Raw genomic sequence first — 21,516 nt, forward strand, 5'->3', positions numbered from 1 at the left:
CTGTGGAAAGACACTAATTCCCGGAAGGGAATTGAAACTAAAAATGGGCACTGGGGTTGTATATGCTGTTTATGCGTGGAAAGACACTAATTCCCGGAAGGGAATTGAAACGGAAAGCCAAAAAAGCATACCAAGAGAAGATAGCTAAAGCAAGTGGAAAGACACTAATTCCCGGAAGGGAATTGAAACACTTTCACCATACTTTTTTTGTTTCTAGACATGGCATTTGTGGAAAGACACTAATTCCCGGAAGGGAATTGAAACGTAATTCCAAACTCTTCGTACTTTTGTCATGTTTGTTTTCGTGGAAAGACACTAATTCCCGGAAGGGAATTGAAACTGCTACTTCTTTTAGAAACCACCTTAAATTACTTACGTGGAAAGACACTAATTCCCGGAAGGGAATTGAAACCTTACAACCAAATCTTTTGCATAATTTCTGCAATAAAGTGGAAAGACACTAATTCCCGGAAGGGAATTGAAACATTCCATATACTTATCTGCTGACCAACCAGTTGCTTTAGTGGAAAGACACTAATTCCCGGAAGGGAATTGAAACACTAGCCACACCTTCCTGCCAAAACTAGGGTCAGTCTGTGGAAAGACACTAATTCCCGGAAGGGAATTGAAACATCATACTGGGCTGGTGTTAGCTTTTCTTGTGTATACCGTGGAAAGACACTAATTCCCGGAAGGGAATTGAAACGAAACTGAATCTTGATTGTATCAAGACTCTTTAGGTTTACGTGGAAAGACACTAATTCCCGGAAGGGAATTGAAACTTCTCGGCTAGTTGGGCTTGGAGCTTTTCTATCTGATGTGGAAAGACACTAATTCCCGGAAGGGAATTGAAACTTCATGATTGGAAGTCTACATTTGATTTTTCTATTATGTGGAAAGACACTAATTCCCGGAAGGGAATTGAAACTTTAATTTTCTTTCTTGTTTATTCATTATACACCTCCGTGGAAAGACACTAATTCCCGGAAGGGAATTGAAACGTGGCAATATTGCGGCAATATTGCTTTTAGGACTTGGGTGGAAAGACACTAATTCCCGGAAGGGAATTGAAACTTTTTTTCTGCGTTCTCTAGTCTTTCTGTCGAATACGTGGAAAGACACTAATTCCCGGAAGGGAATTGAAACACGTTTAACCTTGCTGCCACCAAAGGTTGTTGCTGGACTCATGTGGAAAGACACTAATTCCCGGAAGGGAATTGAAACTTTCCATCTTAGGTTACCTCTCTTTGAAAAATGTCTTGTGGAAAGACACTAATTCCCGGAAGGGAATTGAAACGTATTCCCGAACGTAAGTAAAAACTATCCATAATTTGTGGAAAGACACTAATTCCCGGAAGGGAATTGAAACATGAACCGGCAAATCTTCTCGGCCTTCTCCGGGTTCCAGTGGAAAGACACTAATTCCCGGAAGGGAATTGAAACTGACAAATTGTGTTTTGTCAGGGACAAGACACTTTTTGTGGAAAGACACTAATTCCCGGAAGGGAATTGAAACGCTATCAATCATAGACAACGACCTTGATTTCGCTGAAGTGGAAAGACACTAATTCCCGGAAGGGAATTGAAACACCTTTAAAAAAGTCTCTCAGTGTTTTGAAATGCCTTGTGGAAAGACACTAATTCCCGGAAGGGAATTGAAACTTTTATTTTTTGCCACGGAAGGAAGGAAGACCTACATTTTGTGGAAAGACACTAATTCCCGGAAGGGAATTGAAACATCTTGACCATCGGTGAGTTGCTTCCATCTTCAAGATGGTGGAAAGACACTAATTCCCGGAAGGGAATTGAAACTGAATTGTGTCGTCATTGAATAGTGGATCATTGGCCATGTGGAAAGACACTAATTCCCGGAAGGGAATTGAAACTTAAGGTAGTTATCACGTTCCCGATGACTGGATAACCAGGTGGAAAGACACTAATTCCCGGAAGGGAATTGAAACCTAGAACACTTTATTAACCCGTTGTCCATCAACCGATCATGTGGAAAGACACTAATTCCCGGAAGGGAATTGAAACAATAAAACACTGTTTGAGATGCTGCAGGACGAGGCTGTGGAAAGACACTAATTCCCGGAAGGGAATTGAAACCTCAAGCAAAAATGACCGAACGTGAAACATTGATCGACGTGGAAAGACACTAATTCCCGGAAGGGAATTGAAACGGGGCATATCTTCTTCGCTAAAAACTCGTCCTCGCTCATGTGGAAAGACACTAATTCCCGGAAGGGAATTGAAACAACCCAGGATTCAGTCATAAGGTCCACCTCGATAAACCCAGTGGAAAGACACTAATTCCCGGAAGGGAATTGAAACATTAGTCTGTTGCAGTTGTCACAGTATTCACACTCTTCTAGTGGAAAGACACTAATTCCCGGAAGGGAATTGAAACTGAGCAAGGCTAGTGTTTAGGAGTTAGTAGTTAGTGATTAGGGGAATGATTGCGCAGCAGCATTGCTACAAACCGGCTAGGATTCAATGCCAATATGGCTCGAAGTTATTTCCTAATAACTAAACACCAAACACTAAACACTGCCTTTGGGGGATTGAAACCGAGCAAGGCTAGTGTTTAGGAGTTAGTAGTTAGTGATTAGGGGAATGAAGGCCCAGCAGCATTGCCACGAACTGGGTAGGATTCAATGCCAATATGGCTGGAAGTTATCTGCTAATAACTAAACACTAAACACTGCCTTGGGGAATTGAAACCGAGCAAGGCTAGTGTTTAGGAGTTAGTAGTTAGTGATTAGGAGAATGAAGGCGCAGCAGCATAGCCACGAACTGGCTAGGATTCAATGCCAATATGGCTCGAAGTTATTTCCTAATAACTAAACACCAAACACTAAAAACCGTTTTCCAGGATTATAATTCCTTTATGAATGGGAAATTTGATTTTGAGGATCTAGAAATATACAAGAAATCCATTGATTTCATTAATCGTGTTTATAGAGTAACTAAGAGTTTTCCCAAGGATGAGGTATTTGGTTTAACAAGTCAGTTTAGAAGAGCTGCTATATCCATAGCGCTCAACATAGCTGAGGGCTCTGGTAGAATTAAAAGATTAGAGAAGAGAAGATTTTATGAGATTGCAAGGGCTTCTGTATTTGAATGTATACCTATACTAGAGATATCAAAGTATCAGGGTTATATTGGTGAAGAGGATTGTAAGAAGTTGCGTGACATTTGTACGGAGCTAGGAAGGATGATAACCGGGCTTATGAAGTCCATCTCGGATAGAAAAAGTTTCTAATTCCCTAAACACCAAACACTAAAAACTATAAACTGTTTCACGGACACTAATTCCCGGAAGGGAATGGGATAGGAATGTAGGGGATAAGGGATAGGGGATAGGGGATAGGGGATAAGTGAAAAAGACCAAACTAGTCCGTATTATCCCCAGTCCCTAATCCCTTGTCCCTTGTCCCTAGTTCCTAGTCCCTAGTCCCTAATGTGTCTCTAATCCCTAATATTGTGCTAAAATAGGCCATAATATGGCTGACATAAAGAGCTTTAATGACTTATTGGTTTGGCAAAAAGCACATAGGCTCTTTCTAGAAATCGTTAAATTAGTAGAAAAGTTACCTAAAAATAGGGTAGCGATGGTTATATCAGATCAAATCTTGAGGTCGGTCAGTTCAATAAGTGCAAATATAGCCGAAGGGTATGGAAGGAGAGGCAAGGATTATGAAAGGTTTCTGACGATAGCCAGAGGCTCGACAACGGAAAGTGAGGATTGGTTGATAAAGTTGAAAGATTTAGGATTGATGGAGGAATATATTTATAAGCAGATTATGGGAGAATGTGAGGAGATAATTAGAATGATAAATGGTTTGTTAAGTAGTTTAAGAAAGCAGAGGGAATAAATCCTGATTCCTATATCCCATGTCCCCAGTCCCATATCCCTAGTCCCTATTGCCTAATGTGTCCCTAATCCCTAATATTGTGCTAAATGAGCCATAAGATGGTTGACATAAAGTGAGATAGTTATGCGGTGGCGTTCCTATTTGCTCTCCCGGATTAAATGCCGATCCGGCACCAGGTTATTCCCCTTGGACGTTGATACACTGGCGAAACAATGTATCCTTATAGTAAGGGAGTAAGGAAAATGCTCGCCAAAAAGACATCTAAAAACCAGCTCACCTTACCCAAAGAAATAGTCAAAGAATTCCCGGATACCGAGTATTTTGACGTTCAGGTCAAGGGTAGAACTATAGTGCTTACCCCGGTAAGGGTAAGTGCTGAAACCGATCTCCTCGAAGAAATTAGAGATAAAATGGAGAAGCTAGGTATTGCAGAGAAGGACGTAACTGAAGCCATCAAATGGGCAAGAAGAAAAGCAAGATAAAGGTTGTTCTTGATACAAATGTTCTGGTATCGGCGCTCCTTTTCAAGAAAGAAACATCCAAGATAGTAGCTTTATGGAAGAGTGGAAAAATAGTGCCGGTACTTTCTAAAGAAATTTTTGACGAGTTCAAAAGAGTCCTTGAGTACCCGAAATTTGCACTCACCAAAAACGAGATAAGTCATCTTATCCTCGAAGAGGTTCTTCCCTTCTTTGAAGTTATAGAAGTAAAAACCAGTATCAAGGGTATATGTAAAGACCTCGATGATGATAAGTTCATCTCATGTGCTCTCTCCGCCAAAGCTAGATTCGTAGTCAGCGGGGATAAAGACTTATGGAGCCTTAAGAGCTTCAAATCAGTGAGAATTATCAGGCCTTCAGATTTATTAGACATTTTCTTGTGAAAAAGCCTGAGAGGTCAGCGTTTAGAAATTAGTGGTTAGGGAAATAATGATTAAGTATCACCCCACATCCTGGCTTGCATTTGACGACGATGTGACAAGAGGTGATTTCCTAAAAACTAAACATCAAACACTAAAAACCGTCTTCGAGCCTACAATATCCGTAAGGGAATTTTTTGACTCCGGTTCTACGGAGTATATACTTATGGTAATACCGGATTCCTTTTTTGGAGAATTTGCCATGTCCAAGCTTCTCTCCCTGAAATTACAGGATGAAGTGTTTAAAGAGGCTGAAGAAATTCTTAGGCTGAATCGGAAGAGGAGGAACTCCTACTTTAACGAGGCTATAAATCTTTACAATAAACTCTGGAAAAGAAAGCTTCTCAAAAAATCCTTAACCGAAGAATCGAGGCTGATTGCCGATGAATCCCTCAGCATTTTAGAGGCATTTGAATTGCTCGAAGACGAACTGGATTAGTAACTGATGGAGATCAAGAAATGGCATGTCTATCTTGCTGACCTAAACCCAAGAATAGGAACAGAACCCGGAAAGGTCCGGCCGGTAGTCGTTATTCAAACAGATCTTCTTAACGGATTACATCCTTCGACAGTTATATGCCCTGTGACCACTAAGGTACAGCCGAAGGCACGTTTCTTAAGAGTACATCTAGTTTCCGGGGAAGCCGGATTAAAAGAAAAGTCGGACATTATGGTGGACCAAATTCGAGCCATTGATAATCGTCGTTTAATTAAACATCTCGGTAAAATTTCTCGTAAAAGCTCGGTTAAGTTGACCGAGAATTTGAGAGTTCTGCTAGCATAACTGGCAGCCCTGAGGCTAAAGGAATGTGCTATTTTCAAAAACTTTCTAATCATCCTAGGAAATTACTACTCCTTATCTGTTGTCAAGGTAAACCTTCTACACATTGAAGAAAAACTTCTAATTCCCGCAGGGAATTGAAACCGAGCAAGGCTAGTGTTTAGGAGTTAGTGGTTAGTGATTAGGGGAATGAAGGCGCAGCAGCATTGCTACAAACTGGCTAGGATTCAATGCCTATATGGCTCGAAGTTATTTCCTAATAACTAAACACCAAACACTAAAAACTATAAACTGTTTCACGGACACTAATTCCCGGAAGGGAATGGGTTAGGAATGTAGGGGATAAGGGATAGGGGATAGGGGATAAGTGAAAAAGACCAAACTAGTCCGTATTATCCCCAGTCCCTAATCCCTTGTCCCTTGTCCCATGTCCCTAGTTCCTAGTCCCTAATGTGTCTCTAATCCCTAATACGTTGACTTGAAACCTAAAAGGTGATAGTAGTGATGAGCTTGCTACAAGGTGAAGCTACCTGGGAACGGCTATTCTCCTGATTCCGATGCTCCTGCCGCTCTCTTTATCCAAGTCTATTACCACCCCATTGAGCCAGGCATTAGCCTTAGCTGGTTCGTTTCTCTCCGGCATCAGCGTTAAAAACCTTTTAATGGCTATCTCCTTCTCCATTCCGATTACCGAGTCCATCGAGCCGGTCATCCCCACATCGGTTATGTAGGAAGTTCCTTGGGGTAAAACCCTCTCGTCCGCGGTTTGGACATGGGTATGGGTGCCTATCACTGCGCTTACCTTCCCATCCAAGTACCATCCCATGGCCATCTTTTCCGAAGTGGCCTCGGCATGAAAATCAACTATTATGAGTCTGGTATGCTTTGCTACCTCTTCTACCAGAGCGGAAACCTTTTGAAAACAGGGTTCGTAGGAATCCATGAAAAGGTTGCCGCAAAGATTAACCACCGCAATACTCAGCCCGTCTTTGACCTCGAAGATCCCGTGACCGGCGCCGGGGGTAGCTGGCGGAAAATTCGCCGGCCTGAGGAGCCTCGGCTCTTTACCTATGTAGGGGATTATTTCCCTCTTGTCCCAGATGTGGTTTCCGGATGTAAGGACGTCTATACCGCAGTCAAATAGATATTCAGTGATCTTGGGTGTAATTCCCTTCCCGCCCGCGGCGTTCTCGCAATTGGCTATGACAAAATCGATTTTATGCTTCTCAACCAAATTAGGAAGCAAAACCCGGACCGTTTCCCTTCCTGCTTCTCCTACTATATCCCCTATAAAAAGAACGCTTAGACCTTTGTCCATTGTTCTATTAAATCTATCTGGATTTTGGTTAAATTGGTAATGTTGTTTGCCTAACAAATTGTACTAATCTAGATTTGATCAGACGGACATGGTCATGTTAAATTTTATTCAAGGTGACGACTACATTGCACCTGGTTATCTCGAAACTCTTTTGGTTAATTCAAAAAGAAGTTTCTACATCCAAGAGCCTGCTCTGAGCACATTATCTGTACTCAGTGTAAAGAGAATAAATTACTTTTTAAGATTTCTCCCTGCAGTCGAAATGACAATTCATATAGTTATGTTCCGGGATTTTTGGTAGGCTGAGTTCTTTCCTTGTTATCATCATCCTAGCGGATGTAAATCCGCTCATCCTGAGTTTAATCGAAGGATGGTTTTCTTGAGGTGTTTACCCTTCGACTGCGCTCAGGGTGAACGGAGTTATCGAATGATTGCCCACTCATCCTGAGTCCTGAGCCTTGATGAAGAGCCTTTCCCGAACTAACTTGAGGGAGCATGCGAGGAATCTTAAACTTCAATATCAATAAGATTTCTGCATTTCAGTCCGACATGACAACGTATCTCTGTGCAAAAACTCGTGCAGACATTGCCTGAAAACTCAAATTCACACTATTACAACACTAAATACTTTTATGGTCTTTGAATTTTTAAATCGGACGGGGGTTAGATATAATCTTAGCTAATTGTAATTTAACTTGAGAATTCACTGCGGCTTGCCAGAGAGTTTCTTCTGTCATTGCGAGCACGTTGGCCATGCTCAGTGTAAACTCCGCGAAGCAGTCTGACACAGGACGTCATTTATTAATCTGACAATGGGTCATTACTCTGCAAAAACTATTACTTCTTGCTCCCGCGAAGCTTGTCCTTACCGAGGCGGGGAGCGGGAATTCAAGTTTTAAAAGATGGATCCCCGATTAATGCGTTCGGGGATGACAAATTGGAATAGGATTCCCGATTAATGCGTTCGGGGATGACAGGGTAGGTGGATTCCCGAATAAAAGATTTCGGGAATGACAGATGAGTGGATTTCCGATTAATGCACTCGGGGATGACATGCGTGAAGAATGCTCGATCGATCCCCTGGTTAAACCGGGGGACTGGGATGCAAACGGGGGGATGACTAAAGTTTGCCTCCGTACATCATTAGCGTGTAACGTTCGGACGTGACATTGGCAGGCTAATCCATACTTGAGGGATGGAGGAACCCATAAATAATAACCCACATGACCAATGACCCCAGCACCTCACCCATAGGCGTATTTGATTCCGGCATAGGCGGGCTCACCGTGGTGAGAGAGATTGTCAAGCTACTGCCTCATGAGAACCTTATTTACCTCGGTGATACGGCTAGGGTTCCATATGGCACAAAATCCAGCAAGACCGTGATCACCTACTCCCAAAGCAACGCCTCGTTTCTCCTATCCAAGGGCATAAAGCTTTTAGTGGTGGCATGTAACACCGCCTCCGCTGTTGCACTCCCCAGCCTGAGGTGGGACCTGAGAATCCCAATAATCGGGGTGACAGAGCCTGGTGCGAGAAGGGCGGTCAGGGCGACGAAAACGGGCCGGGTAGGGGTTATAGGCACTCCGTCCACCGTCAAAAGCAATGCCTATAAAAAGGCCATGGAGAATATAGCACCAGAGGTCAGCGTCTATTCCAAAGCCTGCCCTCTTTTTGTCCCCCTTGCCGAGGAAGGATGGACCGATGGGGAGATAGCGGAGCTTGCAGCCAGGAGATACCTGGAGGGTTTTAAAGAATCGGGGATTGACGTGCTTATTCTCGGTTGCACACACTATCCGCTCCTCAAGAAGACGATTCAAAAAGTGGTGGGGGAGAATATAACGCTGGTCGATTCAGCCGAGGAAACGGCCCTAGAAATCAAGAGGGTTCTCGAGGAGGACGGAACAGCGAACCGTGGTCCCGGCATGGCCAAGAGGGAATTCTATCTGACCGATGTGTCCGAAACCTTCGTCTCGATTGCCGGGAGATTCTTGGGTGAGGATATCGGAGAGGTTCAGCAGGTCGATTTATGAAAAAAGATAGGGGCGTATGATGGCCATACGCCCCGTCTCCAAGATTACTCCTGTACTAGAAGCTTCTTAACTTCCTCCGTCAGAGGCGGCAGCACCTCGAACAGGTCGCCGCAAATTCCATAATCGCATTTCTGGAAAATAGGCGCTTCCGGGTCTTTGTTGATTGCCACGATCACCTTGGATGAACCCATGCCGGCATAATGCTGAATAGAGCCAGAAATTGCAATGGCCACGTATAGAACGGGTGAAACCACCTTTCCGGTCTGGCCTACCTGCATCTCAAATGGGGCGTATCCTGAGTCCACCGCCGCGCGAGACGCGCCTGCCGCCGCGCCGAATGCGTCGGCAAGCTCGAAGATGTACTTGAAATTCTCTGCGCTTCCTAGTCCGCGCCCGCCGGAGACGATTCGCTCCGCTTCGGTAAGCTCGGGCCGCTCTGATTGCTTTCTTTTCACCTCTATGACCTTGGTCACAATGTTTTCCGGTTTAAGGTCGACCGATTCGTTGACCACCTCGGCATTTTTGGGGGCTTCCTCTGTTTTAAACACGTTCGGCCTGATGGTGGTCATCTGCGGTTTATGGTCGAGAAATTCTACGGTGGAAATGGATTTGGCGGAGTATTTGTATCTCTGGACCTTAAGCCTGTTATCGTCGGTCAGGTCCAACTCGACCGCGTCCATCGTAAGACCCGCTCCCACGTTAGCCGCTGCCCTGGGGAAAAAATCCTGGCCTATGGATGTGTTTCCGGTAATTACGATTGCCGGGCTGTGTTTTTTGATCAACCCGGAAAGCGCAGTGGCATATCCTTCAGGCGTATAATCTTTTAGCAGTTCGTTGTCTACGACGTAAACCTTTTCCGCCCCATACTTTCCCAGCTCTTCCGCTAGCCCGGAGACCCCGGAGCCGATCAGGACTCCGCAAAGCGGTCCTCCCATTTTACCGGCGAGCTTTTTTCTGGCCTCGGATAAGGCCTCAAAAGTTACCTTCCTCACTTTGCCGTCTATAGTAAGGTCTGCAACTACCCAGATTTCATTGCTCATTTTGTTCCTCCTTGTTATCTACATCTACTAAATGTTGGTGCACTTCGTGCCCGGGTTCGCGGTTAAATTACCTTGGCCTCTTCCCGGAGGAGCTTTACAAGCTCCCGGGCTGATTCAACAATCTCGTTATCCTTTACCATGTCTTGTTTGGACCCCTTAATCACCTTCAGTTTTCTCTCTATCTGCGGAATCCTGTATGAAACGGTCTTGAATCTCGCTCCCGCCGGGCCGAGCGCTTCTTTGGTTAAACCCAATCCAGCCGGGTCAATGCCGTCTATGGTTACCTCTTTAAGCGGTTTTTTCTTTGCTTTCATTATCCCGGGAAGTGAAGCGTATCTCGGCTCGTTTAATCCCCTTTCGCAGGTGATTATGGCCGGAAGTGGAACCTCTACGATGACCTGCCCGCCCTCTATCTCTCTTTGACAGGTGGCCTTCTTTTGGTCGGATGATATCTCAAGCTTGGTGACTATGGCTACGTGGGGGATCCCCAACTCCTCTGCTACCTGGATCCCAACCTGTCCGGTCTCCTCGTCGATCATCTTCTTCCCGGTGAGGATTAAATCGAATTCACCGAGATTCTTGATCTCCTGGGCAATCGCCTTGGAGATGGCGTAAGGGTCCGTGTAGGCGAAGCTTTCGTCCTTTATGTGTACGGCGGTGTCTGCTCCCATAGCCAGGCCGGTACGGAGGGCCTCGGCGCATCTTGCCGGCCCCATGGTGATGAGTACCACCTCGCCCCCTAACTTTTCCTTGATTCTTATGGCCTCTTCGATAGCAAACTCATCGTAGGGATTTACGATCCATTTTATCCCTTCGTTATCGATCGTGTCCCCGCCCGAAGCCACTTTGATCTTAGCCTCGGTATCCGGGGTCTGCCTAACAATGACGATACTTCTCACGGCAGTCTACCTCCTCTTTATTTTAGTTAGTATTCAAAAAATTCGTAAAGACGACTTGGCATTGGTTATAGCTAGTACTTTAAAACCAGTTCTAAATTGTAAGGAACGCATATATGCGTTCCTTAGGAGTTAAGGAAAATTAAAGTATTAGTAGCTGTTTAACAGTTCGATGAAAAACGTAAAAAACTAACGGATTGGCAATTGATTGTCAAGGAAGATGCCGGCTCTCTGGCGGAGCTTTAGCCCGGAAACCTCCGCAGCCGGGTCCGAGCGGGGAATTATATTGCAACTTCTTGCCGGTAATGGGATAATTACTGGGCAAAGAATCAGTAACTCTGAGATATAGCCCTGGAAACAGGAATTACCGTTTGACTCTAAAGGCTCTAGTATAAAGTGGATTATAAATGTCCTTAAACACAAGCGACCTGACCGAAGAGAAGAAACCCGGCCTACCTGAGCAAATCGAGCGTCCGATACCACTCGCCGAAGACCGTTTTTTCCTGGAAGGCCCCCATTCCAGAAAGAAGGAACTATGGATAGTTATTAAGGCGATGTATGAGTTCATAAAGGGATTTCGGAGCCTTCATTTCGTCGGTCCATGCGTTACCGTGTTCGGCTCGGCCCGTTTCAAGGAGGACCATCCATACTACGCCCAGGGAAGGATCATCGGGCGTCGGCTGGCCGAGATGGGGTTCACCGTAATAACCGGAGGGGGGCCGGGGATAATGGAGGCGGCCAACCGGGGAGCGAAGGAAGCAGGGGGAATGTCGGTCGGGTGTAACATTATTCTTCCCCAAGAACAAAAGCCCAATCCCTACCTGGACAGGTGGGTGACGTTTCATTATTTCTTTGTCCGCAAGGTCATGTTGTTCAAGTACTCCTATGCATTTGTAGTGATGCCCGGCGGCGTCGGCACCATGGATGAATTCTTTGAAGCCATAACTTTGATCCAAAATAAGAAGATATTCAATTTCCCCCTGGTTCTAATAGGCAAGGATTACTTCCAGCCGCTCATGAATTTTCTAAAGAACATGGCCATAGAAGGCACGATCTCCTCTTCCGACCTGGAACTTCTTCTTTTGACCGATTCGGTGGATGAGGCGATGGAGCATATAAGGGTGCACGCAGTAGAAAAATTCGGATTAACCAGGCGGAAGATTCCGAGACCATCCAGATTACTCTGGGAGTAAATCTTTCCTTCGGTTGCCTCAGTTAAATATAAAGGAGCATCAAAAAATGGGACTGAATGTTGCACTCCTTATCTTTGTCATCATAACCTGGGGATATTCATGGGTTCTCATGAAGATAGGGTTGGATTTCATGGAACCGTTTACACTGGCTACCTGGAGGTGTGCGTTGGGGGGATTATGTATGCTACCTTTCCTCTACGGCAAGTGGGCTTACTTGCCGAAAGGACGGAAATGGCTCGACTATGCTATCGTAGGGTTTTTCCAAACCACGGCCATGTTCGGTTTCATGCTCTACGGGATGAAGTTTGTCACCGCCGGAAAAACCGCGGTTCTACTCTATACCATGCCTATATGGACGAGCCTTCTCGTTCATTTCTACCTGAAGGAAAGGCTCGATAGCTCGAAGTGGCTGGGGGTGGCAATCGGAAGCTTGGGGATTTTATGCATACTGGGCTGGGATACCATAGTGCATCAGGATTTGGAGATACTGACCGGAGAATTCTTAATCATTCTGGGAGCGATCTCCTGGGCTATGGCCAATATCTGGGTGAGAAGGCGGATGTTTGATGAAGATTCTTACGTGGTTAACGGTCTTCAGATGTTGATTGGAACTGGGGGTCTTGCCTTCCTATCCATTCCTACAGTCGGGCTTTTTAAGGTTGAGATAACCTGGGTATCTGTAGGGGTTATTCTATTCACCGGCCTGGTGGCATCGGCAATAAACTTTACCATCTGGTTTTACTTGATCAGGAAGCTCGACATAAACACGGCAACCTTCTCCTCGATGCTCGTTCCGGTCTTCGGACTGATATTTGACTGGTTACAACTGGGAAACAGGCTGGATATAGGGGTGATGGTAGGGGGAGCATTAATACTCCTGGGGATTTATCAGGTTTCCAATCAGAGAAGGCCTTATCCCTCTCAGGCGGAAATTCGGTGATTAATATGTTTCGGAGCCCCATTTTTTTGTGGATGAACAGCGATTCGGTCCTTATCGATTCTGGCATCACAAGCATTTCTTTCGGGAAATTGAGACGGGGGTGGAAATAGAAGACGTAGTGGATTATGCTCTCCCGTTCGGTCCTATCGGCAGGAGCGTGAACGAGATGGTGGTGAAACACGAGCTTAAAAAAATCTTTGATTACAGAGAGGATGCCCTTGAAAGCATGTTTGGAGAATATGGCTCCCGGGAGAAAAGAATGGAGAGGGCTAAGGGTGTATTATGACGGTTATTTCATGAGATAAAAACAGTTTAATTCACGTAGAAATAAGTTGTAATAGTCAGAATTTGAGATTTCGGTCGATGTCAGCATAAGTTATCTTTAGAAATAACTTTCAACGCTGTCATTCTGAACCGAAGGTGAAGAATCTAGATAGTATTAGATACTTCGCTTCGCTCAGCATGACAACGTAGGCCACTCGCGGATTCCGTCATGAATGTTAAGAAGTGCTCCAGAGTGACATTTATAAAAGTGAAATCATTCTATTAGATACAACTTGCAAAGGCGGTGTCCGTTTGATTAAGTCCTGGCTATTACAAATGGAGTAACCATGAAGAGGATTTATTTTGTTACCTTTCTTGCATTTTGGGTCCTTCTTTTAAGCGAAGCTCCCGGAATATCCCGGGATAAGGACGTAATATTCCAGGCCTCTACCATCGAAGCCCTCTCCGCCGGTGTTTATGACGGAGAGATAACTTATAAGGTGCTCAAAAAGCAAGGCGATTTCGGTTTGGGCACTTTTAATGCCCTAGACGGTGAGATGGTCGCCCTCGACGGCAAATTCTATCAAATAAAGTACGATGGTAAAGCCTATCTTGTAGATGACTCCATGAAAACTCCTTTTGCCACGGTGAAGTTTTTCAAACCGGATAAGGTCATATCCTTGCATGAAGCAGTGAACTGTGAGAGCTTAGAAAAGAAGATAAACCAATCACTTCCCACCGAGAACATCTTCTACTCAATCAGGCTCGAAGGGGTATTCAAGCAGGCCAGGGTCAGAAGCGTACCCGGACAAAAAAAGCCTTACCCTCCACTGGTTGAGGCCCTGGAAAAGGAAACGGTATTCGAGCTTAATGATGTGAGAGGGACGATAGTAGGGTTCCGAATGCCCGAATACATGGCCGGGCTTAATGTCCCCGGTTATCACTTTCATTTTATAACCGAAGACAGAAAGGCCGGGGGACACGTACTCGACTGCAATGTTCAAAAAGCCAAAGTGGAAATAGATTATTCCTCCGACTTCCGCTTGATATTGCCCGGGAGCGGGGAATTCCTGAAAACGGAGTTGGGAAAAGATAAAAGAACAGGCCTGTACAAGCTGGAGAGGCAGACGCCAGAGTGAATTGACACCATATCTATCATCATATACCTTAATCTGAATGAAAAATCTGGATGAATCTTGTACCTGCGGCAGCGGAAAGAGATTCCGGGATTGCTGCTATCATAACGATTCCGTTGTTGACCTCACCCAGTATAAGTTTGACCAGGCAGATAAAGAGCTCAGGATGAAGATTGTAGATTTTTCCCACCGTCCGGACATCCAGGCCCAGATTGGCGAAGCATTTTACATCTGGAAAAACGACCCGGAGATCTTGAACGAAAACATACTCGAAGATGATATAGATGACCTCATGTTCTCTAAATTCTTCGATTGGTTTATACACGATTTCAAACTGCTCGACGATGGGAAAAGGGTGATAGAGCGTTTCTACGAGGAGGAGAGGAAGTACCTTTCCGAGGTCGAGGACCAGATACTTAACGACTGGATGGATAATCTATACAGCTTTTTCGAGGTAGAGGAGGTATTCCCTAAAAAGGGATGCCGGGTCAGGGATATTTTCAGCGGAGAGCTGATAGAGGTAAAGGACACCGCCTCGTCCGAGCGTATTTCCACTTCGGATATAATAGCGGGAAGGCCGCTTAAGACCGGGAACAATTATTATTTCTCAGGCGTGATATTGGTATATCCATCGTCGTTCAAGCCGCTAATCATAGATTTCTTCAATCGGGAATTCAAGGAGTACAAAAAGGTGTTCGGGAGAAAATCGACATCCAAGGACTATTTAAAAGATTGGGGATTTCTGATGGGGAATTACCTGGAAGACGCCCTCAAGCATCAGCGTTTCTTGACCCCGGAGGGGGACGACCTGGTCCTGGCATCGGCGACCTACGACCTTAAGAACTACGACCGGGCGCTGGGAAATTTAAGAAAGGTCAACTCCCTTCAGGAGATGGCGGGAGGAACAGACGAACTCCGGATGTTTTCCTGGTTGAGGGCGGACAAGAGCACGATATACGGAACTATCGAGCTAGAAAAGGACAAGCTTAGGATAGAATGCTACTCGGCTAATATACTCTCCAAAGCCAAGAATCTGGTAGAAAAAAGACTAAAAGGGCTGGTAGTTCATGAGGGGGATAAAATCAGGCAACTGGAATCGCTCATGCCGAAAGGTAAATCTGGCCGGCCCAGTAAAGCTAATAAGAAGTCACGCGCCCGTAATAAGGTTGAAGTGAACCCGGTCCTGGACAGGTACTACGAAGACTGGATAGATAAACCCCTCAAGGTTCTCCAGGGTAAAACCCCCCGGCAGGCTATGCAGACAAGGCAGGGAAGGGATAAGCTAAACTCTATCTTGGATGAGTTGCAGAACCTATACGAGCATGCCCGCGAGCGCGGCGAGCCCTATTACGACGTATCAAAGCTACGGAAGAAACTCAGGCTTGAGTAAAGTTGAACGCCATTTCAATTTTTACCAAATTCGGGGATGTCCAAAGGCTAAGGCAAATATTCTCCGTATTAGCCAGGCATGGCTACGGGCATCTCATCGAGAGACTAGGGTTAAGGGATTCCCGTGTGCTTGGGGTTATTTTCCCCCAGCCGGCTACTCAGACCGCTTCCAATCCGGAGCGCATTCGCCTGGCCCTGGAAGAGCTGGGTCCTACCTTCGTTAAGTTCGGACAGATATTGAGCATACGCCCGGACCTGGTTCCGCTCTCCTATACCGAGGAGTTCTCGAAGCTCCAGGACAACGTGCCGCCCTTTACGTTCGAGGAGGTTCAAGACCAGGTCAGGATGGAACTGGGCGTGGAGGTCAAGGAGTTATTTAAATCATTTGACCCCAGGCCGGTGGCCTCTGCTTCCCTTTCTCAGGTTCACCGGGCAAGCCTTAAGGACGGCACCTCGGTTGCAGTTAAAGTTCAGCGTCCGGGGATTAAACCGCTTATAGAGAGCGATATTGACCTGCTTTATCTCCTGGCACGGATGGCGGAGAGAAGCATCCCCGAACTGGGCTTCTACGCTCCCAGAAAAGTGGTAAGGGAGTTTGAGAGGGCAATAATGAGGGAGCTCGACTTTACCATAGAAGCGGCCAATGCGGAGAGGTTCAGGAGAAACTTCGACGGCGACCCCGATATATATTTCCCCGGCGTTTATAACGAGTTTTCAGGCAAGAGGGTGCTGACCATGGACTATGTGGAAGGGGTAAAGATTGTGGATATACCCCTTTTCGGACACGACCCCAAAGCGGTGGCCCGGCTCGGGTTGAGAGCAGTTGTAGAGATGATATTCCGTGACGGCTTTTTCCATGCCGACCCGCACCCGGGAAACGTATTCGTCCTGGAGGGAAACAGAATCGCCTATCTCGACTTAGGCCAGGTAGGCCGGGTAAGCGAGGAGGTAAGACAGAAGATGCTCTTCCTTCTCCTCTCCATAATAAGAGAGGATTTTGAGGAAGTGGTGCAAATACTCTATAAAATAGGGATTAAAGAGGACGAGGTCGATATGTCCGAGTTTCGGGCGGACGTCATCGATATTTGCGAAAAGCACTTTGGCAAGCCGCTAAAACACATGGAACTGGGAGCGTTCATAAAAGACCTCCTGGAGGGCTCGCTTAGACATCGAATCAGAATCCCCTACGAATACGCTCTAATGTGCAAGGCTCTAATCACCATGGAGGGAGTGGGCAAGACCCTTGACCCGGATATAAACATTTTTAAGGAGTCTCATCCCTATTTAGTGGAAATATTCAAGAAGAGGTACAATCCGCATAGAATTTCCAAAGACCTGACCAAATCCTTGATCACCCTCTCCAGCGTCGTTCAAGAAACACCTCCTCAGATAAAGGGGATACTGGATAGCCTGGAGAGCGGTAGGTTCAAGGTCCGTGTCGAAGACACAGGGATTGAGAAGAGGGCGATCAGGTGGGAGACAATAATAAACCGTGTTATTATCACTCTTCTGATCTCGACCCTGGTTCTTGCTTCCCTTGCCCTGGTTATTCTTGGTGAATCAGGCTGGGCCACCTTTTTCAGCCTGGTGGGATTTTTGTTTGCCGGTTTTCTCGGCTTCTTTTTGATGCTCTCCATTTTAAAGTCCGGGAAGTTTTGAATCTATAGTTTCCTATTGCCAGCTATGATGTTTATTCTCCATCCCCCCTTGACGGGGACAAGCTAAAAATGTATCGCTGAGGAGTAAACTGAGCCAAAAGCTCATGGTTCGACGGAGTTTATCCTGAGTTCATCGAAGGGCTCACCATGATGGTTCGACTCCGCTCACCATGAAGGAGGAGGAAGCTTATTCCAATACTACTTCACCAGCGGAGTCGAAGGGTGAAACAGGAAAGCGAAATGGAAAAGGCTTGGGTTTACATACTCAGATGTTCTGACGGAAGTTATTACACGGGCAAGTCACAGAACCTTGAGCGAAGAATTGCTCAACATAAGGACGGCACATTTGGCGGGTACACCTCAAGACGTCTTCCGGTCGAATTGGTCTTTACAGGATGCATCCCGACTTATGAAGAAGCGATCCGGGCCGAAAGACAGATTAAAGGTTGGTCCCGAGCTAAGAAAGAAGCCCTTATTAGAGGAGATTTCGATTTGCTTCATGAATTAGCTGAGTGCAGGAATGAGAGTCATTATAGGAATAAGAAAGTGGATTAGCAGTATGGAATCATACCCCGACTTCGCTCGGTATGAAGTTATCTGAAAAAGCTTTGCAACCTTTCTTCACCCTGAGCGAAGACGAAGGGTGGAGGAAGTGGGAGGTTAGGCCAGGCGAAGAGGGATTAGAAGAGATTGCAGTTACACCTCAAGTAAAAGCCTGTTTATTGTAGGGGTAAACCTCGTGTTCACCCTTTAAAGAACCGGAGCGAATACTGGATGCGCCTCTACGCGATTGCTACATTAGTTATGTTAACCAGGGTCAGAAAGGCTATTTGAACGAATTAGGGTTAGAATAGTTACCGCTTTATCAACAAAGTTGACAAAAATGTCAACTTTGTCACTCTTGGGGTCTTTACTTATTAACCTAAAAATAAAAAGCAAAAAAACAAAAAAGCCTTGTTTTACAAAGAGTTACATCCACTTATCCCCCTTCCTGATTTTAGGCATACCTGTTGCAATCACTGCAAATATGCTCTGGAAGGAGGGCGAAAGGGAATGAACGCTTTTGCTGAAACGAACCGCTTATCCAGCGAGTTGAAAACCATACACGGATGGATACGGAGGAAATTAGGTGTCATGCGGAATAAGAGCCTTACAAAGTATAAACTCAGCGAAGTAGATATAAATGAAAACAAGTACAACCCAAAGCATATAGCTAGGCTCTTAGCTGAAAAACATCCCGCGGCAAGAGCTCTGTTCTATTTTGGCAGAAACGATTACATCACCCTCTCTTCAAACGGACACTTAAATGTCAGAGGAGGGGGAGAAGAGCTTTTCAAGGCATGGGGACTTTCGGAGTTCGGTGACTTCAAGCCACAGACCATATTTAGAGAACTAGAAAACGAATTGCTAAAAATAGCAGTTAGAGACGCAGCGGGCAATGAGACTCACTCCTTTGATTCTTACAGCGCTTTCTTGGACTGGCTTGGGTATTACTGATCTGAATAGGATCTAAGCTCTAAAAAACTGTAATGGCTAGAAGTTGAGATTCAAGACGATATCAGACAATTTCGATAAAGAAACTGTAGGGAACGTATATACTTCGACCTCGCTCAGTACAGGTATGCGTTCCTTACACTAGTCCGGTAAATGGTAAACGTCCCCATCTATCATTGCCTAATTAATTTCTTGAGAGAAGTATTCTGCTTGAAGCTATCTGATTCAACATTCCTTTCTCGACCTCTGGATTAGGCTCTCAGAAGTCTTAACCGGGTTTTCCACCTCATACATTTAAACTTGCCGAATTTTATTGTGTGTGTAATATTAATATCAAACTTACACATATTTGAAATATCCGAGCTATGAGAAAGAAAAGCTTGCGTTTGGAGAGGAAGAACCTTATCATCAGCGGAGAAAAGCTGAAACGTCTCCAGAAGGTTCTCAGAGCTAAATCGGAATCCGAAGCGGTTCGTTTGGCGATTGATAGAACGCTCGATTCGGAAGAAGCTATAACCGCCTTAAAGCGTTTGAGGGAGAGGGCAACCTGGGGTAAGAACCTTGATGCCTGATGACGAAGTTGTGGGTTGTTGACTCTTCTATATTAATTTCCTACCTGCGTTTTGGGAAATATGAAGATTTTCTCTTCAAAAACCTGTCTAAAAAAACTCTATTTTTCCCCGGGCCAGTTATTGGAGAGCTTTACGCCGGCGCAACTACAAAAGAAGACCGAAAGGACTTGGAATCCTTGCGTCAAGCCCTGGGAAAAAATATTGTAGAAACGACGGTAGAGGATTGGATATTAGCAGGAAGATGCATAGCACTCTATACGATGCGATACGGCAAAGTAAGACCGAGAGATCATATTCTAGATATTCTCATTGCTATAACAGCGGCCAATGTAGGAGCGGTTTTAGTGACAGAAAACCTAAGGGATATGAAGAGGTGGAAGGATATGCTTGGCAGAATGGGGAAAGGGGTCAAATTGGAAGCCCCTAAGGGTTAAAAAGATTTATCAAAGTGTGTCATTTGCCAGACTAAGACGAACGACCCATAACCCCTAAAAAGTGCAAAAGTACATCTGAAAGATATCTTTTTTGTCGGCGAATTAGAAATTTCTTCATTGCAAATCTTCTATTTCAACATTCCTTCTTTCCTTAACCTTTTAATTGTGTTCTCAAAAGCCCTGACCGTCTTCTCCACATCCTCATCGGTGTGGACGGAGCTGACCAGACCGCCCAGGTGGAAGAAATCTATTCCTTCAACCAGCATGGACAACTGAAAGAGTTTGGCCAGATTCTTTTCCATTCCATTTTTGAGGATTTCGGGAGGGAGCTTAGGATTTTTTATATCTCCACCAGTAAAATCCTTTGGTCTCACACCCATGGTAATATGGAAAACCGAGCTATCGCCATACACACATCCTTCTACTTCATACGACCTTATTATTTCGTTCAGGGCTTTTCTAATCTCGGCCGCTTTGTTGGCCGCCTCTTTCTGAGGCTGGCCGGTTGAGACAATCTGAAGACAGGTGATCCCGGCAGCAGCCGAAACCGGGTTTGCATTGAACGTGCCCTGATGCCTAATCTTCCTTCTGTGGTCTTTCTCATCATCACCGCTAAACTTGAGTAAATCCATTACCTCGCTCCTCCCGGCGACTGCTCCGCCCGGAAACCCGCCGGCAAGGATTTTGGCAAGAGTCGTCAAGTCCGGTGTTATTCCATATGCTTGTTGAGCGCCGCCCGGAGACCATCTGAATCCGGTTACCACCTCATCAAAAATAAGTACGACACCGTGCCTATCGGTCAGTTCTTTTAATTGATGGAGAAACCCGTCCGGAACCGGTACCTTTCCCCAGGAGCCGCCCGAAGGCTCTATTATTATTCCGGCTATATCCTCGTCGGATGCTAAGATACCTTCGACTAACGATGAGTCGCAGGGGAGCGCTACCACGGTTTTTAAGACCCCAAAGGGAACACCGGCGGGGGCTTGTTCCCATGGCGGCCTTTCCGCCCTTATGAGGTAATCATGCCATCCGTGAAAGTGTCCTAAGAACTTAATTATCTTGCTCTTTCCGGTGAAGGCCCTGGCCAGCCGTAGGGCAAGCAGGGTAGCTTCGGTCCCGGAACCGGTGAATTTTACCCTTTCTGCCGACGGAATAAGGTTTTTTACTATCTCTCCCCATTTCACTTCAAGCTCGCTCGACCCGCCGTAGTGGGTTCCTTTGCCCATTAGCTCCCTTACGGCGCTGACTATCTCTTCTCTCCCGTGCCCCAGGAGCAATGCACCGTGGCCCATGGCAAAATCCACATATTCGTTCCCATCCACGTCCCATTTCCTCGACCCTTTCGTCTCGGCTATGTAGTTCGGGAATGGAAGTATATAACGGATGTCATGGGTCACCCCGCTGGGGAAGACATTTGCCGCCCTTTCGTAAAGGGCTTTTGACTTTGGTCTTTGCTTTATGTAGGTATCCTCTATCATCTAAGCCCTCAGACACACGCCATCCGGAGTTTCATACATCTCTAGATAAATATGTTATATTCTAAACAGTATAACTGGGCTAAAGATGATAAT

General features: G+C 45.6%; 21 protein-coding genes and 1 CRISPR repeat array (1 of these 22 only partly in view). Of the genes, 17 read left to right on the forward strand and 4 right to left on the reverse strand.

The genetic code is table 11. From position 1 onward, the window contains the following. Window positions 1-2,410: a CRISPR direct-repeat array (repeat unit 36 nt; unit sequence GTGGAAAGACACTAATTCCCGGAAGGGAATTGAAAC); it begins 147 nt to the left of the window's first position. 480 nt (window positions 2,411-2,890) lie between these two features. The 6 genes from VNN20_06705 to VNN20_06730 all read left to right on the forward strand — a co-directional run bounded on the left by VNN20_06705 (window position 2,891) and on the right by VNN20_06730 (window position 5,581). Further along, window positions 2,891-3,265 carry a four helix bundle protein gene (locus VNN20_06705; protein HWP91870.1) on the forward strand — a complete coding sequence of 125 codons (375 nt, stop codon included), beginning with the start codon at window positions 2,891-2,893 and terminating at the stop codon, window positions 3,263-3,265. A 241-nt stretch (window positions 3,266-3,506) separates the two neighbouring features. Beyond that, on the forward strand, window positions 3,507-3,878 hold the full coding sequence (locus VNN20_06710; protein ID HWP91871.1) for a four helix bundle protein: 372 nt from the start codon (window positions 3,507-3,509) through the stop codon (window positions 3,876-3,878). Window positions 3,879-4,120: 242 nt separating this feature from the next. After that, window positions 4,121-4,360 (forward strand): AbrB/MazE/SpoVT family DNA-binding domain-containing protein, encoded by a 240-nt coding sequence (locus tag VNN20_06715; GenBank protein HWP91872.1) that lies wholly within the window; start codon window positions 4,121-4,123, stop codon window positions 4,358-4,360. Next, entirely contained in the window at window positions 4,336-4,761 is a 426-nt protein-coding gene (locus VNN20_06720; protein HWP91873.1) for a putative toxin-antitoxin system toxin component, PIN family, read from the forward strand. Before VNN20_06715 ends, VNN20_06720 begins: the two co-directional genes overlap by 25 nt. Before the next feature lie 46 nt (window positions 4,762-4,807). Continuing rightward, a complete protein-coding gene (locus tag VNN20_06725) occupies window positions 4,808-5,236 on the forward strand; it encodes a hypothetical protein (protein ID HWP91874.1) in 429 nt (142 codons plus the stop codon). A 6-nt stretch (window positions 5,237-5,242) separates the two neighbouring features. Further along, a complete protein-coding gene (locus tag VNN20_06730; protein ID HWP91875.1) occupies window positions 5,243-5,581 on the forward strand; it encodes a type II toxin-antitoxin system PemK/MazF family toxin in 339 nt (112 codons plus the stop codon). Window positions 5,582-6,104: 523 nt separating this feature from the next. Here the strand turns inward: VNN20_06730 and VNN20_06735 are convergent. Further along, window positions 6,105-6,896, reverse strand: coding sequence for a TIGR00282 family metallophosphoesterase (locus VNN20_06735; GenBank protein ID HWP91876.1), 792 nt, complete (start codon window positions 6,894-6,896; stop codon window positions 6,105-6,107). Window positions 6,897-8,119: 1,223 nt separating this feature from the next. Between VNN20_06735 and murI the strand changes: the two genes are divergently transcribed. Further along, the gene (murI, locus tag VNN20_06740) at window positions 8,120-8,929 is read left to right on the forward strand and encodes a glutamate racemase (protein HWP91877.1); all 810 of its coding nucleotides are present in this window, start codon (window positions 8,120-8,122) and stop codon (window positions 8,927-8,929) included. Between the two features lie 44 nt (window positions 8,930-8,973). On the opposite strand, the gene VNN20_06745 is transcribed toward murI, so the two are convergent. Continuing rightward, window positions 8,974-9,969 carry an electron transfer flavoprotein subunit alpha/FixB family protein gene (locus VNN20_06745; GenBank protein HWP91878.1) on the reverse strand — a complete coding sequence of 332 codons (996 nt, stop codon included), beginning with the start codon at window positions 9,967-9,969 and terminating at the stop codon, window positions 8,974-8,976. A 62-nt stretch (window positions 9,970-10,031) separates the two neighbouring features. Beyond that, window positions 10,032-10,868, reverse strand: a complete 837-nt coding sequence (locus tag VNN20_06750; GenBank protein HWP91879.1) for an electron transfer flavoprotein subunit beta/FixA family protein — start codon at window positions 10,866-10,868, stop codon at window positions 10,032-10,034. Between the two features lie 404 nt (window positions 10,869-11,272). On the opposite strand from VNN20_06750, the gene VNN20_06755 reads away from it, so the two are divergent. The 10 genes from VNN20_06755 to VNN20_06800 all read left to right on the forward strand — a co-directional run bounded on the left by VNN20_06755 (window position 11,273) and on the right by VNN20_06800 (window position 19,945). Then, entirely contained in the window at window positions 11,273-12,058 is a 786-nt protein-coding gene (locus VNN20_06755; GenBank protein HWP91880.1) for a TIGR00730 family Rossman fold protein, read from the forward strand. Between the two features lie 46 nt (window positions 12,059-12,104). Next, window positions 12,105-12,998: a DMT family transporter gene (locus VNN20_06760; GenBank protein ID HWP91881.1), complete on the forward strand. Its 894-nt coding sequence runs from the start codon at window positions 12,105-12,107 to the stop codon at window positions 12,996-12,998. Between the two features lie 28 nt (window positions 12,999-13,026). Next, the gene (locus VNN20_06765) at window positions 13,027-13,284 is read left to right on the forward strand and encodes a hypothetical protein (protein ID HWP91882.1); all 258 of its coding nucleotides are present in this window, start codon (window positions 13,027-13,029) and stop codon (window positions 13,282-13,284) included. 325 nt (window positions 13,285-13,609) lie between these two features. After that, window positions 13,610-14,401: an acetolactate decarboxylase gene (gene budA / locus VNN20_06770; GenBank protein HWP91883.1), complete on the forward strand. Its 792-nt coding sequence runs from the start codon at window positions 13,610-13,612 to the stop codon at window positions 14,399-14,401. 37 nt (window positions 14,402-14,438) lie between these two features. After that, a complete protein-coding gene (locus VNN20_06775; GenBank protein HWP91884.1) occupies window positions 14,439-15,788 on the forward strand; it encodes an SEC-C domain-containing protein in 1,350 nt (449 codons plus the stop codon). Between the two features lie 2 nt (window positions 15,789-15,790). Further along, window positions 15,791-17,446: an AarF/ABC1/UbiB kinase family protein gene (locus VNN20_06780; GenBank protein HWP91885.1), complete on the forward strand. Its 1,656-nt coding sequence runs from the start codon at window positions 15,791-15,793 to the stop codon at window positions 17,444-17,446. 221 nt (window positions 17,447-17,667) lie between these two features. Further along, a complete protein-coding gene (locus VNN20_06785) occupies window positions 17,668-18,000 on the forward strand; it encodes a GIY-YIG nuclease family protein (GenBank protein ID HWP91886.1) in 333 nt (110 codons plus the stop codon). 498 nt (window positions 18,001-18,498) lie between these two features. Further along, window positions 18,499-18,942, forward strand: a complete 444-nt coding sequence (locus VNN20_06790) for a hypothetical protein (GenBank protein ID HWP91887.1) — start codon at window positions 18,499-18,501, stop codon at window positions 18,940-18,942. Window positions 18,943-19,304: 362 nt separating this feature from the next. Continuing rightward, on the forward strand, window positions 19,305-19,511 hold the full coding sequence (locus tag VNN20_06795; protein ID HWP91888.1) for a hypothetical protein: 207 nt from the start codon (window positions 19,305-19,307) through the stop codon (window positions 19,509-19,511). Continuing rightward, window positions 19,511-19,945 (forward strand): PIN domain-containing protein, encoded by a 435-nt coding sequence (locus VNN20_06800; GenBank protein ID HWP91889.1) that lies wholly within the window; start codon window positions 19,511-19,513, stop codon window positions 19,943-19,945. Before VNN20_06795 ends, VNN20_06800 begins: the two co-directional genes overlap by 1 nt. A 128-nt stretch (window positions 19,946-20,073) precedes the next feature. On the opposite strand, the gene VNN20_06805 is transcribed toward VNN20_06800, so the two are convergent. Continuing rightward, window positions 20,074-21,423 carry an aspartate aminotransferase family protein gene (locus VNN20_06805; GenBank protein HWP91890.1) on the reverse strand — a complete coding sequence of 450 codons (1,350 nt, stop codon included), beginning with the start codon at window positions 21,421-21,423 and terminating at the stop codon, window positions 20,074-20,076. Window positions 21,424-21,516 lie beyond the last annotated feature (93 nt).

This window comes from Thermodesulfobacteriota bacterium, assembly GCA_035559815.1.
In the GTDB taxonomy this organism is placed as follows: Bacteria; Desulfobacterota_D; UBA1144; order Nemesobacterales; family CSP1-2; genus DATMAT01.

Coding starts and splice junctions, on each gene's coding strand:
- VNN20_06705 (HWP91870.1), top strand. CDS start 2,891: ATGAATGGGAAATTTGATTTTGAGGATCTAGAAATATACAAGAAATCC.
- VNN20_06710 (HWP91871.1), top strand. CDS start 3,507: ATGGCTGACATAAAGAGCTTTAATGACTTATTGGTTTGGCAAAAAGCA.
- VNN20_06715 (HWP91872.1), top strand. CDS start 4,121: ATGCTCGCCAAAAAGACATCTAAAAACCAGCTCACCTTACCCAAAGAA.
- VNN20_06720 (HWP91873.1), top strand. CDS start 4,336: ATGGGCAAGAAGAAAAGCAAGATAAAGGTTGTTCTTGATACAAATGTT.
- VNN20_06725 (HWP91874.1), top strand. CDS start 4,808: ATGATTAAGTATCACCCCACATCCTGGCTTGCATTTGACGACGATGTG.
- VNN20_06730 (HWP91875.1), top strand. CDS start 5,243: ATGGAGATCAAGAAATGGCATGTCTATCTTGCTGACCTAAACCCAAGA.
- VNN20_06735 (HWP91876.1), bottom strand. CDS start 6,896: ATGGACAAAGGTCTAAGCGTTCTTTTTATAGGGGATATAGTAGGAGAA.
- murI (HWP91877.1), top strand. CDS start 8,120: ATGACCAATGACCCCAGCACCTCACCCATAGGCGTATTTGATTCCGGC.
- VNN20_06745 (HWP91878.1), bottom strand. CDS start 9,969: ATGAGCAATGAAATCTGGGTAGTTGCAGACCTTACTATAGACGGCAAA.
- VNN20_06755 (HWP91880.1), top strand. CDS start 11,273: ATGTCCTTAAACACAAGCGACCTGACCGAAGAGAAGAAACCCGGCCTA.
- VNN20_06760 (HWP91881.1), top strand. CDS start 12,105: ATGGGACTGAATGTTGCACTCCTTATCTTTGTCATCATAACCTGGGGA.
- budA (HWP91883.1), top strand. CDS start 13,610: ATGAAGAGGATTTATTTTGTTACCTTTCTTGCATTTTGGGTCCTTCTT.
- VNN20_06775 (HWP91884.1), top strand. CDS start 14,439: ATGAAAAATCTGGATGAATCTTGTACCTGCGGCAGCGGAAAGAGATTC.
- VNN20_06790 (HWP91887.1), top strand. CDS start 18,499: ATGAACGCTTTTGCTGAAACGAACCGCTTATCCAGCGAGTTGAAAACC.
- VNN20_06795 (HWP91888.1), top strand. CDS start 19,305: ATGAGAAAGAAAAGCTTGCGTTTGGAGAGGAAGAACCTTATCATCAGC.
- VNN20_06800 (HWP91889.1), top strand. CDS start 19,511: ATGACGAAGTTGTGGGTTGTTGACTCTTCTATATTAATTTCCTACCTG.
- VNN20_06805 (HWP91890.1), bottom strand. CDS start 21,423: ATGATAGAGGATACCTACATAAAGCAAAGACCAAAGTCAAAAGCCCTT.